The sequence below is a fragment of the Clostridium fessum genome (genome assembly GCF_027698965.1).
In the GTDB taxonomy this organism is placed as follows: domain Bacteria; phylum Bacillota; class Clostridia; order Lachnospirales; family Lachnospiraceae; genus Otoolea; species Otoolea fessa.
This window is the reverse complement of sequence record NZ_JAQEQF010000003.1, coordinates 79,331-93,822: the sequence shown is the minus strand read 5'-3', so window position 1 is coordinate 93,822 and position 14,492 is coordinate 79,331. Positions and strand designations below refer to the sequence as shown.

Annotated in this window: 7 protein-coding genes; 2 read left to right on the top strand and 5 right to left on the bottom strand. The window is 50.2% G+C overall.

The window, feature by feature from the left end:
* Positions 1–5: 5 nt before the first annotated feature.
* Together PG862_RS04985 and PG862_RS04980 are read right to left on the bottom strand one after the other, a co-directional pair.
* The gene (locus tag PG862_RS04985) at positions 6–3,368 is read right to left on the bottom strand and encodes a TRAP transporter large permease subunit (protein ID WP_270706719.1); all 3,363 of its coding nucleotides are present in this window, start codon (positions 3,366–3,368) and stop codon (positions 6–8) included.
* Positions 3,369–3,857 carry a TRAP transporter small permease gene (locus PG862_RS04980; protein ID WP_118468093.1) on the bottom strand — a complete coding sequence of 163 codons (489 nt, stop codon included), beginning with the start codon at positions 3,855–3,857 and terminating at the stop codon, positions 3,369–3,371.
* Positions 3,858–4,405: 548 nt separating this feature from the next.
* On the opposite strand from PG862_RS04980, the gene PG862_RS04975 reads away from it, so the two are divergent.
* Complete coding sequence (locus PG862_RS04975; protein ID WP_270706718.1) at positions 4,406–5,434, top strand: 3-deoxy-7-phosphoheptulonate synthase; 1,029 nt, start codon at positions 4,406–4,408, stop codon at positions 5,432–5,434.
* A 253-nt stretch (positions 5,435–5,687) separates the two neighbouring features.
* Here the strand turns inward: PG862_RS04975 and PG862_RS04970 are convergent, their stop codons facing one another.
* The 3 genes from PG862_RS04970 to PG862_RS04960 all read right to left on the bottom strand — a co-directional run bounded on the left by PG862_RS04970 (position 5,688) and on the right by PG862_RS04960 (position 9,777).
* On the bottom strand, positions 5,688–6,956 hold the full coding sequence (locus PG862_RS04970) for a diaminopimelate decarboxylase (protein WP_022359661.1): 1,269 nt from the start codon (positions 6,954–6,956) through the stop codon (positions 5,688–5,690).
* Between the two features lie 411 nt (positions 6,957–7,367).
* A complete protein-coding gene (gene pyk, locus PG862_RS04965; protein WP_270523636.1) occupies positions 7,368–8,822 on the bottom strand; it encodes a pyruvate kinase in 1,455 nt (484 codons plus the stop codon).
* Positions 8,823–8,934: 112 nt separating this feature from the next.
* Complete coding sequence (locus PG862_RS04960; protein WP_117796362.1) at positions 8,935–9,777, bottom strand: rhomboid family intramembrane serine protease; 843 nt, start codon at positions 9,775–9,777, stop codon at positions 8,935–8,937.
* A gap of 352 nt (positions 9,778–10,129) precedes the next feature.
* Between PG862_RS04960 and PG862_RS04955 the strand changes: the two genes are divergently transcribed.
* Positions 10,130–14,386, top strand: a complete 4,257-nt coding sequence (locus PG862_RS04955) for a 2-hydroxyacyl-CoA dehydratase (protein ID WP_270706859.1) — start codon at positions 10,130–10,132, stop codon at positions 14,384–14,386.
* Positions 14,387–14,492: the final 106 nt, after the last annotated feature.

Here is a 14,492-nt window from a genome sequence, read left to right as displayed (position 1 = left end):
TTTTCCTATTTGAATGCAGCAACCAGCTCTTCCGCATCCTTATAACCCTGTTTTTTCAGTTCCCCGATATACCACTCGGTTACTGGTTCTACAACCGCCTTGAAGGAATCGATATCCAGATCCTCATACGGGATGACCTCGACACCATTCTTGGACTGCCATCTGGAGAGGATCTCGTCGTCGCCTGCGCGGTTGATCTCGCGCTCGTACTGAACAGCAAGTTTGCCGCACTCATCGACTACTTCCTGCTGCTCCGGTGTCAGGCTGTCGTAAATATCCTGGTTGATGCAGAAGAACAGGCAGTCATAGTTTGCATTCCACATGGAAACGTATTTCTGTACTTCCTGTACGCTTGCCGCATCAATCGCCGGAAGCGGGTTCTCCTGACCGTCTACCGTACCCTGCTGCAATGCCGTGTAAGTCTCGGACCAGTTCATGTTGGTCGCATCTGCGCCCCACAGCTCGTAGCACTTCATCAGAAGGTTTGAACCAGCCACACGTACTTTCAGGTTCTTCATATCTTCCACGGAATGAACCGGGCGCACGCCGTTCGTGAGCTGACGGAAACCATTCTCCGCCATACCCATGCAGTGCAGGCCATAGGAAGAAAGAATCTCATCCATCTTCTGGCCTGCCTCGCCGTCCAGCTTCGCGTCGGCGTCCTCCACTGAATCAAACAGATACGGCAGCGATACCACGTTGAAACGCGGGTCAAATGCCGAATAAATCAGGTTGCTGTGCATCGAAATCTGCACCGGATCTCCGTTCATCAGCGCCTGGATGCCCTCGGACTGGTTTCCACCGGTCAGCTGATCCGCTGCGTAAACATCTACTTTTATCTTGCCGCCCGTTGCCTGATCCATGAGCTCGCCAAACTTGCGTCCTGCCTGTGCCCAGGTACTGGTTTCTGTCGTGGAACACGTAAAGTTCCAGGTCATTTCCGGCCAGTTTAGGTCACTATGATCTTCCACCTGATAGGTCGAAGAATTTTCAATGCCCGCCGTCCTAACTGCACTAGCCGCATTTTCAGTAAAGGTGTTTACCAGATCCTCTGCATCATCAAAGCCCTGGGTTTTCAGTTCTCCGATAAACCATTCAGTTACCGGCTCAGCTGCTTTCTTAAAGGATTCGATGTCGAGATCCTCATATTTCAGCACCTCCACACCGTTCTTAGTCTGCCAGCGATCCAGAATCTCCTCATCGCCTGCACGGTTGATCTCACGCTCGTAAGCAACTGCCTTACGGCCTGCCTCATCAACAACCGCCTGCTGCTCCGGTGTCAGGCTGTCATACAGCTTCTGATTGATGCAGAAGAACAGACAGTCATAGTTTGCGTTCCACAGGGAAACATATTTCTGTACTTCCTGTACACTCGCCGCATCAATCGCCGGAAGCGGGTTCTCCTGCCCGTCTACCGTGCCCTGCTGCAGCGCCGTATACGTCTCGGACCAGTTCATATTAGTCGCATCTGCGCCCCACAGCTCATAGCACTTCATCAGAAGGTTCGAACCAGCCACACGCAGTTTCAGGTTCTTCATATCTTCCACGGAACGAACCGGATGTTCGCTGTTGGTCAGCTGACGGAAACCATTCTCCGCCATACCCATACAATGCAGGTCATAGCTTTCTAGGATCTCAACCAGCTTGTCGCCCGCCGGACCATCTAAGACTGTATCCGCTGTCTCAACAGAATCAAACAGATACGGCAGTGATACAACATTGAACCGCGGGTCAAATGCCGAATAAATCAGGTTGCTGTGCATCGAAATCTGCACCGGATCGCCGTTCATCAGTGCCTGGATGCCCTCAGACTGGTTTCCACCTGTCAGCTGATCGGCTGCGTAAACATCTACTTTGACCTTGCCGCCGGTCGCCTGCTCCATGAGCTCGCCAAACTTGCGTCCCGCCTGTGCCCAGGTGCTTGTCTCGGTTGTGGAACACGTAAAGTTCCAGGTCATATCCGCCCAATCCAGATCGCTGTAATCGCCGATCGTGTTGAAATCGTCATTGTCTGTCTGGGTGGTTCCGCTGTCGCCTCCGGCTGTCTCGCCATTTTCAATGGCTGCCGCACTTCCCAGTGCCGCCGGCAGACAGGTCGAAATCTGCGGAATATAAGTAATTATCAGTAAAACAACAATGGAAGCGGCTACCATCGGAACGACTGCCCTGGAAATCTCCTGCAGCGTTACGCGGATACCGTCTCTTAATTTGATGCCGAGCGCGACAAACAGGTTGACACCGACCGGAGGTGTTACCTGACCAATTGCCAGGTTGACCGTTGCCATGATACCAAATGCGATCACGTTGTAGCCCAGTGCCTTGCAGACCGGCAGCATGATCGGGATGAAAATGTACATCGCAGAATTTGCATCAATAAAGCAGCCCGCGATCAGGAAAATAATGTTACAAATCAGCAAGAAAGTAAACTGGTTGCCTGCCACTCTTGCTAACAGTTCGGAAGCAGCCGTCGAAATACCGAAACGGGTGCAGACAAAGGAGAACAGCGACGCACACGCTACGATCAGCATGATGCCGCCGGTGGTCTTTGCCGAATCAATCAGAATTTCCCACAGGTCTTTAAATTTTACTTCCTTATAAATAACCATGCCGACAAACAGACCGTACACAACGGATACGGCTGCCGCCTCGGTCGGTGTAAAGATGCCTCCGTAGATACCGCCCAGAATGATGACCGGCATCAAAAATCCCCAGAATGCATCCTTAAATGCGTTCCAGCGCTCTTTTGCGGATGCCTTCTCTACGTTGGACGGCACAACATGATTGCGGCGTACCTCCAGCATAACGACAACTACCAGAGCCAGACCCATCAGGATACCCGGGATGATGCCTGCCATAAACATATCCCCGATGGAAACACCTGTGATCGACGCGTATACGACAAACGCGATACTCGGCGGGATGACGATGGCGATGGAACTGGAAGTTGCCATCAATGCCGTCGAGAAGGCTGCGGAGAAACCGCCCCGCTCTACCATCGCCGGAATCAGGACCGCACCCAGGGCCGCTACCGTCGCCGGACCGGAACCGGAGATCGCGCCGAAGAAGCAGGCTACGATGATACACACATTCGCAATGCCACCTTTTCTGTGACCGACACATGTGTCAACGAAACGGATCAGGCGCGTGGAAATCCCCGCCTTCGCCATGATATTTCCGGATAATACGAAAAACGGAATCGCCAGCAGCAGGAATTTACTGATGCCGGAGTAAATATTCGTCGCGACAATCGTTAAAGAAGTACCGGAATACAGGATCGCCGCTGCGGAAGAAAGTCCCAGACAGACGGAGATCGGCACATTCAGCACCAATAATACGAAAAAGGTAATAAAAAGAACTGCGCTAACCATTTATTTGTCCTCCTTTTTCGTACACTCATCGAGACAGAACTCGATAAAATGAAGAATCATGCACGCCGAACCGATCGGTACAAAGGACCAGAAGATCCACTCCGGCCAGTTCAGCACAAAGGTACGTTTCTGGTTCGCAAGCTGCGCCAGTACCTTGTCCATGCCATAGTAAAATAAGATTCCCATAAAGAGAACCGAAAAGATCGTAATCAAAATTACGACCGGCTTCTTTGCTGATTTCGGCAGACGCTCTGTTACCAGATTTAAGCCTACCAATCCGCCCTCACGCGCAGACAGCGCCGCGCCAAGCAGCGTAATTAATACGAAAATGGCAACAACCAGCTCCTCTGTAAAGGACCAGGACTGGTGAATCACCTTACGGGAAAATACATTTCCCACCGTCAGTACAAGGATCAGGAGCATCGTGACTACCAGCACGGTTTTCTCAACCATCGCCACAATATCCATCAGCTTTTTATATCCTTTCATACTGCGCTCTCCTCCTAAAATAAGTATCTCATTTTTCCACATTTCTGTCGGCTGTACGCATTCATCTGAACGTTTTTGTGTCATAGGACGCAATTTCCTAAGGCATAAAAAAACGCCCCCAGATAATAGGGACGAATGAAGTGCCAGATTTCTGCTAAATGTTCTGTTTTTCTCGGAAAACACGCAAACATATGCAGCACCAAACAAACAAACGCTGCTCCCGCTTGTGCGGGATTCGTACAAAAACAGTGACCGCCGCGCCCTTGCTCTCAGTCAATCGAGGCATGAACGGTTCCGTTTTCATATGGAACAATATCAAACTAAAATTAAATATTGCTGATATGGAATATATTCTACACTTTTTTAATAAATACGTCAACCATTTTTATAGACTACGGTCTATTTAATAAAAGCTGCGTAAAAATAGCATAAAAGAAATAAAATTCTTTTCCCTCAACCTATTGATGATTTGATTTTTCTATACTATAATAAACATCATACGCTTTAAAGTGCGAAAATTTTTTAGACAATACAGGAGGATAAAACTCATGGGATTTGAATATGTCAGCAAGCTGCCGACCCCGGACGAGATTCGTGCACAGTTTCCACTGGCACCGGAGCTGGCCGCAGAAAAAGCTCGAAGGGACGCTGCTATCCGTGACGTCTTTACAGGCGACAGCGACAAGTTTCTTGTCATCATTGGTCCGTGCTCTGCTGACCGGGAAGATGCGGTTATTGATTATGTAAACCGTCTTGCCAAGGTACAGGAGAAAGTGAAGGACAAACTGATTCTGGTTCCTAGAATCTACACCAACAAACCTAGAACAACCGGTGACGGCTATAAGGGACTTTTACACCAGCCAAATCCGGAAGGTAAGCCAAACTTATACCAGGGTCTGATCGCGATTCGCAAACTTCACATGCGTGTGATCGAAGAAACCGGCTTCTCGACCGCAGACGAGATGCTATACCCGGAGAACCTGACCTACCTTTCCGACGTTATGTCCTATGTTGCAGTCGGCGCACGTTCCGTTGAGAACCAGCAGCACCGCCTCGTTGCCAGCGGCATCGACGTACCGGTCGGCATGAAGAATCCGACCAGCGGCGCACTCTCCGTCATGCTGAACGCCGTACACGCAGCACAGCACGGTCATGAGTTCATCTACCGCAGCTGGGAAGTAAAGACACAGGGCAACCCGCTGACCCACACCATCCTGCGTGGTGCTGTCAACAAGCATGACCAGTGCCTGCCGAACTACCACTACGAAGACCTGAAGCTGCTCTTGGACCTCTACAACGAGCGTGATCTGAAGAATCCGGCCTGCATCATCGATGCAAACCACTCCAACTCCAACAAAAAATACATGGAGCAGATCCGTATCGTCAAGGAAGTACTCCACAGCCGTCGTCACTCCGACGATATCCGTAACTTCGTCAAAGGCGTCATGATCGAGAGCTACATCGAACCAGGCAGCCAGAAGGTTGGCGAACACATCTACGGAAAATCCATCACCGACCCGTGTCTGGGATGGGAGGATTCCGAGCGTCTGCTGTATGAAATGGCAGAAGGATTATAAAAAATAGAAATATGCAGAAAAAAAGTCCGGTGGAAAAGCTCCGCCGGACTTTTTTTCGTTAGGAATTCGGATTTCAAAAAGGTTAAAGGATTAAATCTTTTGTATCATGCATTTATTATGGTTATAGTATATCATGCCTCTCTCCAAAATGTTTGTATTCTCTTTAAATAAATTATGAAGAAATTCTTAAGATTCACCATTTCGATGCAATAAAAATCGTCTTTCCTGCATTATATTAATTTACCGCTCTTTTTTACTGCACATCCTTAAACAGATCACAGAAATCAAAGGTCGCAAAATAATCCTTCGGTGTCTCTGCCCGGCGGATCATCTCCACGGAACCATCCTCTTTCAGGAGCAGTTCAGCCGAGCGCAGCTTTCCGTTGTAGTTGTAGCCCATCGAAAAACCATGTGCGCCGGTATCATGAATGACAAGGATATCGCCCATATCGATCTTCGGAAGCATCCGGTCAATCGCAAATTTATCATTGTTCTCGCACAGGGAACCGGTTACATCGTATTTATGGTCACACGGCTCGTTCTCTTTTCCCATGACCGTGATGTGATGGTATGCGCCGTACATCGCCGGGCGCATCAGATTGACTGCACACGCGTCCACACCAATATACTCTTTATAGGTGTGTTTCTCATGGATTGCCGTTGTCACAAGGCAGCCATACGGCGCCAGCATGAAACGTCCCATCTCTGTATAAAGCGCTACATCGCCCATGCCAGCCGGAACCAGAACTTCCTCATAAACCTTGCGGACGCCCTCGCCGATTGCAAAGATGTCGTTCGGCTCCTGATCCGGGCGGTAAGGAATGCCAACGCCGCCAGACAGGTTGATAAATTTAATATCTGCGCCGGTCTCTTCTTTCAGCTTGACCGCCACCTCAAACAATACCTTCGCAAGCATCGGATAATACTCATTTGTAACCGTATTGCTTGCAAGGAAGGCATGGATACCAAAATGTTTCGCACCTTTTGCTTTCAACACCTTGAATGCCTCAAATAGCTGCTCGGTTGTCATACCGTATTTCGCATCGCCTGGGTTGTCCATGATATCATTGCTGATCTTGAACAGTCCGCCCGGATTGTAACGGCAGCTGATCGTCTCCGGAATATAACCGATCGTCTTCTCCAGGAAATCAATGTGCGTAAAATCATCAAGGTTGATGATCGCACCCAGCTCGGCAGCCATCTTGAATTCCTCCGGCGGTGTATCGTTGGAGGAGAACATGATCTTCTCGCCATCGTACTTCATCGCCTTTGCCATCATAAGCTCTGTCAGCGAAGAGCAGTCCACGCCGCATCCAAGTTTCTTTAAAATATCAATTACAAATGGGTTCGGTGTTGCCTTTACAGCAAAATACTCTCTGAATCCCTTGTTCCAGGAAAATGCACGCATCAGGCGCTCGCCATTCTCGCGGATTCCCTTTTCATCATACAGGTGGAACGGTGTCGGGTATGTTTTCTTGATCTCCTCCAGCTGCTCCCGTGTTACAAATGGTTTCTTCTCCACTTTTACATCCTCCGAACTAAAATCTACATATAAAACCTAAAAGTCTGGACTACCGGGAACATACACTACTCCCGGCACGCCCAGACTCCTTTGTCCTGCTACTATTTATACACCAAAAACCGTGTTTTATCAACTGATTTCCCGAAAAACGCCCACAAATGGGCGGTATTTGTTACTGTTCACGCATACGTGCCCAGTAACGGAATTTGCCGTGGCTTCGCATTTAAATACGGCAAATTCCTGCTGCCACCACGTTTTCTTACGGCACTTTCGGTTCCAAAAGTGCCTACCTGTGAACAGTAACTGGTATTTTTCTCCTTTTCTCCGCCAGGACACAAACTCCGGACAAATTGAATCATTTTCCAGATACATCTATGAACCGGTCACAAATTCAGGCGCAGAATCCGGTCTCTACTCTACCACCATTACACGCATGATATTCGTATCGGCTACCGGTTCATGACGGTTGGCACGTGTCACCACACCCGCAGTTGCAACCACAATTTCACCCTCTTTGACGATACCTTTCTCTTTCAGCAGTTCCACCGATGCAAATAAGAGTGCATCCGTCGATTCAGCGCGTTTTGCATGGAACGGCTTAACACCCCAGTAGAGCTGCATCTGGCGGACAGCCGTCATGCTCGGGGAAAGTCCCGCGATCAATGCTTTCGGACGCCATTTCGAAAGCATTCTCGTCGTAAATCCGCTGACACTCGGAGCCACAATGACCGGCGCTTCCAGATCGGAGGCGGTCGCTACGGATGAATAGCATACCGTATTAGATATATTTCGAAGATTTTCTGCCGATACCTTTCTTCTCTGGTAGAACATATAATCCAGATATTTCTCCGACTCCTCGGCGATCTGGCTCATCATGCGGACTGCCTCGATCGGGTAACTTCCCATCGCCGTTTCTCCGGACAGCATGACCGCATCGGTTCCCTCGTACACTGCATTCGCCACATCCGATACCTCGGCACGCGTCGGACGCGGGTTGCGGATCATTGAATCGAGCATCTGGGTCGCCGTGATAACAACCTTGCACGCTAAGTTACACTTGCGGATGATCATCTTCTGAATGTGCGGAACCTTCTCTGCCGGTATCTCCACGCCCATATCGCCCCGGGCTACCATGATGCCGTCGCTCGCCTCAATGATGGAATCAATATTTTCAATTCCTTCTTCATTCTCGATTTTCGCGATAATCTGCATAGCAGAACCTTTTTCATCCAGAATCTCCCGGATCTCGCGGATCGCATCGGCATTGCGGACGAACGAAGCCGCCACAAAATCAAAGCCTGCATCCACGCCGAAACGAATGTCTTCCTTATCTTTATCGGTCAGCGCCGGAAGCTTGACCCGTACTCCCGGTACATTGACACCCTTCTTCTCGCCCAGCTCGCCTCCATTTTCAATCCGGCAGACGATATCTGTTCCATTGACCTCCCGCACGTGCAGCTCGATCAGACCATCGTCAATCAGAATGCGGTCACCCGGCTTTACATCCTCCGCCAGCCCCGCATAGTTGATGTAGCCGCGTGTCTCATCACCCACGATCTCCTCGGTCGTCAGCGTATACAGATCGCCCTCTTTCAGCGTCACTTTCTTTCCATCTTTTAATTTGCCAGTACGGATTTCCGGTCCCTTGGTATCCAGAAGCGATGCGATCGGAATCCCCAGCTCCTCGCGCACACTCTCCAGAATCTCCAGACGATGTTTATGCTCCGCATGATCGCCATGCGAAAAGTTAAAACGTGCGACATCCATGCCATTTAACGCCAACTCCTTCATAATCTCCCGGTTATCGGTGTTTGGTCCCATTGTGCAGACAATCTTTGTCTTTTTCATTCTGTCATTCCTCCTCATATTCTGTCATTTATCGAGATTTTTCCCATCAGTGAATCATTTATAACCTCTTTTGTATGCTTCATCCAACCTATTTAAATCCCCTGCTAAAAAAACAATCCACCGCTTGGTTCTATTTAGAATCTTTCAATTCTTCTTCCGTCACGTGTTTGTGCGTATACAGATGATCCATGCAATATTCCAGATTTCCCGCACACTTCGAACAATAGCGGAATTCCAGGTTCGGATCATCCTTCTCGGTGCGTCCGCAGACTGCACATTTATGATGCGTCAGCGAAATTTTCTGAATCTGTGCCTTCTGCATCTCGTTTTTAAACTTCTGCTTACGGACCATCTCTTTCGGACTGGCTTTCCGATAGTTGCGCGTCATCAGGAAGAAAATGATAAAATTGAGCATCGAAACAACAATCTCAATTTTCGCGATAATGCCACCCGTTAAGAAACTGTAGACCAGAAGCGCTCCATACATCATTCCGAGGTATTTCGCCCGGATCGGAATAAAAATCAGAAGGAACTGCATCTCCGGGAAAGTGCAGGCAAACGCCAGAAACAGCGATTCATTTAAGTAATACGGGGACATCGGCACCGAAAAGCCGGTCACACCGTACACCAGAAATGCCGCGATGATGTGTCCCAGCACGCCCATAAAGAAAAACATATTAAATCGGAAGGTTCCCCACACGCGCTCCAGCGTCGAGCCAATCGAATAATAGAGATACATCGCAAGCAGCGCAAACAGTACGCCCGACTGAGGCGGGCATACGAGAAAGGTCACGATTCTCCACACCTGCCCCCGCAGGATCGCCGCCGCATCAAGTGCCAGATACTGCACGTAAAAATATGGATTAAACAGGCTCATCACAAATCCAGCCGCATACATCATGATGATGTAGTACATCAGATTCGGGATCGCAAACCGACCGAATTTGCGCTCTAATTTTCTAAAAAAATTCATAATTCACATCCTTTGCCGTTTTCCTTTCATTATAGAGAGCGGCGGATTCTTTGTCAAATTATATTCTCGCTTCCACCACGTTATCTTACGGCACATTCGGTTCCAAAAGTGCCTGCCTGCGATCGGTAACGGCTGCATTCCAACTCAGAAAAAGCGGTATTTTCCACGCAGAAAATGCCTTTCCTTGTACAGGAACACCCTCCTCCCATTATGCGCGATATTAACAAATTTTGCACATTTTTAGCATCTTTTTAACGCACCCTACCGATTGTTTTCTTCCTTATTCTATGTTAAAGTATAGCCGAATACATGTGTAATACAAAGGAGGGAAGGGGCACTGCCCCGATTGTACATGAATTCCTGTAAAAAATTAGGAATCGACATCGGTTCCACAACGGTTAAAGTATCTATTATTGAAGACGGCGGTAAGCTTCTTTTCGCCGATTATAAACGTCATTTTGCAAACATACAGGAGACGCTCGCGGACCTGCTCCGTGAGGGTGAAGAGAAACTTGGCGCACTGACCGTTGAGCCGGTCATCACTGGTTCTGGCGGTTTAACACTTTCTAAGCATCTGGGCATTCCATTTGTCCAGGAGGTTGTGGCGGTTGCCACATCCCTGAAGGATTATGCCCCGCAGACCGACGTTGCCATCGAGCTTGGCGGCGAGGATGCGAAAATTATTTATTTTACCGGCGGCATCGACCAGCGTATGAACGGAATCTGCGCCGGAGGCACCGGCTCTTTTATTGATCAGATGGCTTCGCTGCTTCAGACGGACGCATCCGGTCTTAATGAGTACGCGAAAAATTACAAGGCAATCTATCCGATCGCGGCGCGCTGCGGCGTTTTCGCCAAGACGGATATCCAGCCTCTCATCAACGAAGGCGCAACCAAAGAGGATCTGTCCGCCTCCATTTTCCAGGCGGTTGTCAACCAGACCATCAGCGGTCTGGCATGCGGCAAGCCGATCCGCGGCAATGTTGCGTTTCTCGGTGGACCGCTTCATTTCCTCTCGGAGCTGCGCGCGGCATTTATCCGCACCCTGAATCTGGGGGCGGACCAGATCATTGCCCCGGATCACTCGCATCTGTTTGCGGCGATCGGCGCGGCGATGAACTCTGATCCGAAGACAACTGCCAGCCTGCACGATCTGATCGAACGGCTTTCCCACGGCATCAAGATGGATTTCGAGGTAAAGCGGATGGAACCCCTCTTTACTGATGAAGCTGACTATGAAAAATTCAGAACCCGCCATGCAAGTCATGACGTCAAAAAAGGTGATTTAGCGACCTACGAAGGCAACTGCTACCTCGGCATTGACGCCGGTTCCACCACAACCAAGGTGGCGCTTGTCGGCGAGGACGGCTCTCTTCTATACCGCTTCTACAGCAACAACAACGGCAGCCCGCTGGCGACGGCGATCCGCGCGATGCAGGAGATCCACGACCAGCTTCCTGAGAAAGCACAGATCGCTTATTCCTGCTCCACCGGTTACGGTGAAGCGCTCTTAAAATCTGCCCTGATGCTGGATGAGGGCGAGGTCGAGACGATCTCCCACTACTACGCAGCGGCGGCATTTGAGCCGGATGTAGACTGCATCCTTGATATCGGCGGTCAAGATATGAAATGCATCAAGATCAAGGACGGCACCGTAGACAGCGTACAGCTCAACGAAGCTTGTTCGTCCGGCTGCGGCTCCTTTATTGAGACATTTGCTAAATCCTTAAATTACAGCGTACAGGATTTTGCCAAGGAGGCACTCTTTGCCAAAAATCCGACCGACCTCGGTACCCGCTGTACTGTTTTCATGAACTCTAACGTCAAACAGGCGCAGAAAGAGGGCGCTTCCGTCGCAGATATTTCTGCCGGACTGGCTTACTCCGTCATCAAAAACGCCCTGTTTAAGGTTATCAAGATTACCAACGCCTCCGATCTCGGAAAACACGTGGTCGTACAGGGCGGTACCTTCTATAACGATGCGGTTCTCCGCAGTTTTGAGAAGATCTCCGGCTGTGAGGCAGTCCGCCCGGACATTGCCGGTATCATGGGTGCCTACGGCGCGGCTCTGATTGCCCGTGAGCGCTACGATGCTTCCAAGACGACCACGATGCTGCCGATCGACAAGATCTTAAGCCTGACCTACAAGACGACGATGGCACGCTGCCAGGGTTGTACAAACCACTGCGTCCTGACGATCAACCGTTTCGATGGCGGACGTCAGTTCGTGACCGGAAACCGCTGTGAGCGCGGACTGGGCGGCAACAAACAGAAAAAAGACATTCCGAACTTATTCGACTATAAATACCACCGTATGTTCGATTATGAACCGCTGACCGCCGATCTGGCGCCGCGCGGTACCGTCGGCATCCCACGTGTCCTGAATATGTATGAAAACTACCCGTTCTGGGCAGTCTTCTTCAGGGAACTGGGGTACCGCACCGTTCTGTCCCCGAAATCGACAAGACAGATCTACGAACTTGGTATTGAATCAATCCCGAGCGAATCCGAGTGCTACCCGGCAAAACTCGCGCACGGTCATATCGAATGGCTGATCCGCCAGGGACTGACCTACATTTTCTATCCGTGCGTTCCTTACGAGCGCAACGAAACCCCGGAAGCGGGAAATCACTACAACTGCCCGATGGTCACATCCTACGCGGAAAACATCAAAAACAACGTAGAATCCCTGACGGATCACAAGGTACATTTCCGGAATCCGTTTATGGCATTTACAAATGAGGAAATCCTGACAAAACGTCTGGTCGAAGAATTTACCAGGGATCAGTCGATCCCGGAGAAAGAGATCCGCGCCGCCGCTCACAAGGCATGGCAGGAACTCATCGCCTCCCGTCAGGATATGGAAAAGAAGGGCGAGGAAGTCATCGCCTGGTTAAAAGAAACCGGACACCACGGCATCGTGCTGGCAGGCAGACCGTACCATGTAGATCCGGAGATCAACCATGGCATTCCGGAACTCATCACTTCCTACGGTTTTGCCGTGCTGACCGAGGACTCCGTCTCCCATTTAGGACGCGTTGACCGTCCGCTGATCGTCACCGACCAGTGGATGTACCACTCCCGCCTCTACGAGGCAGCTTCCTATGTGAATACACAGCCAAACCTGGATCTGATCCAGCTCAACTCCTTCGGATGCGGTCTGGATGCAGTTACTACTGATCAGGTCAATGATATTCTGACCCGTTCCGGCAAAATTTATACGCTGCTCAAGATCGACGAGGTCAACAACCTCGGCGCCGCACGTATCCGTGTGCGCTCCCTGATCGCCGCAATCCGTGTGCGCGAGATGCGCCACTACCATAAACCGATCGTTTCCAGCGCATACAGCCGTGTTTATTTCACGAAGGAAATGAAGAAAAACTACACAATCCTCTGCCCGCAGATGTCGCCGATCCATTTCGACCTCATCGAACCGGCAGTCCGAAGCTGTGGTTACAACCTGGAGGTGCTGCAGAACTCCGACCGTACCGCTATCGACACAGGACTTAAGTACGTCAACAACGACGCCTGCTACCCGTCCCTGATCGTGGTTGGTCAGATCATGGATGCGCTGCTCTCCGGCAAATACGACTTAGAGCATACAGCTGTTATCATGAGCCAGACCGGCGGCGGCTGCCGTGCTTCCAACTATATCGGCTTTATCCGCCGTGCCTTAGAGCGCGCCGGTATGCCGCAGATTCCGGTTATCTCGTTAAATGCCAACGGCATGGAGACGAATCCGGGCTTCAAGATTACCCTGCCGCTTCTCACCAAGGCAATGCAGGCGGTTGTCTACGGTGACCTCTTCATGCGGGTTCTCTATGCGACCCGCCCATACGAGGCAAAAGCCGGTTCCGCCAATGCCCTGCATGAGAAATGGAAAGCAATCTGCATCAAATCGCTGCAGAAACACTCTTTATCCATGGCAGAGTTTAACCGCAACATCCGCGGTATTATCCATGACTTCGACGAACTTCCGAGACGCGATGTCCAGAAACCGAGGGTTGGCATTGTCGGCGAGATCCTGGTAAAATTCTCCCCGTTAGCAAACAACCACGTGGTAGAGCTTCTGGAAGCCGAGGGTGCCGAGGCTGTAATGCCGGATCTGCTTGATTTCCTGCTTTACTGCTTCTACAACAGCAACTTCAAAGCCGACAATCTGGGCGGCAAGCGCTCCACCGCACACCTGTGCAACATGGGAATCTCCCTGCTGGAGTATTTCCGCCGCACCTGCCGCCGCGAACTGGAACGCAGCACACATTTCCTTCCGCCTGCACGGATTCAGGATCTGGCGTCGATGGCGAAGCATTACGTTTCCCTCGGCAATCAGACCGGCGAGGGATGGTTCCTGACTGGTGAGATGCTGGAATTGATTCACAGCGGCCCGACGAACATCATCTGCACCCAGCCGTTCGGCTGCCTGCCGAACCACATCGTCGGAAAAGGCGTCATCAAGGAACTGCGCGCCAGCCATCCGGAGGCGAATATCATCGCCGTAGACTACGATCCGGGTGCCAGTGAAGTCAATCAGTTGAATCGTATCAAACTGATGCTTTCCACCGCACAGAAGAACCTGTCAGAAGGAAAAAAAGATTCGAGAATTGGATGATTTTGGATAAAATTTCCAGCTGACTTTTAAAGACGTCTGTGATATAATAAATTTATATGGAGTTTAAGATAGGCTATGGATTCCATAGCCTATCTTCTATATAGGG

What these genes read in the sequence shown, in the direction of transcription:
- PG862_RS04985 (WP_270706719.1), bottom strand. Translation starts at nt 3,368, where the DNA reads ATGGTTAGCGCAGTTCTTTTTATTACCTTTTTCGTATTATTGGTGCTG.
- PG862_RS04980 (WP_118468093.1), bottom strand. Translation starts at nt 3,857, where the DNA reads ATGAAAGGATATAAAAAGCTGATGGATATTGTGGCGATGGTTGAGAAA.
- PG862_RS04975 (WP_270706718.1), top strand. Translation starts at nt 4,406, where the DNA reads ATGGGATTTGAATATGTCAGCAAGCTGCCGACCCCGGACGAGATTCGT.
- pyk (WP_270523636.1), bottom strand. Translation starts at nt 8,822, where the DNA reads ATGAGGAGGAATGACAGAATGAAAAAGACAAAGATTGTCTGCACAATG.
- PG862_RS04960 (WP_117796362.1), bottom strand. Translation starts at nt 9,777, where the DNA reads ATGAATTTTTTTAGAAAATTAGAGCGCAAATTCGGTCGGTTTGCGATC.
- PG862_RS04955 (WP_270706859.1), top strand. Translation starts at nt 10,130, where the DNA reads ATGAATTCCTGTAAAAAATTAGGAATCGACATCGGTTCCACAACGGTT.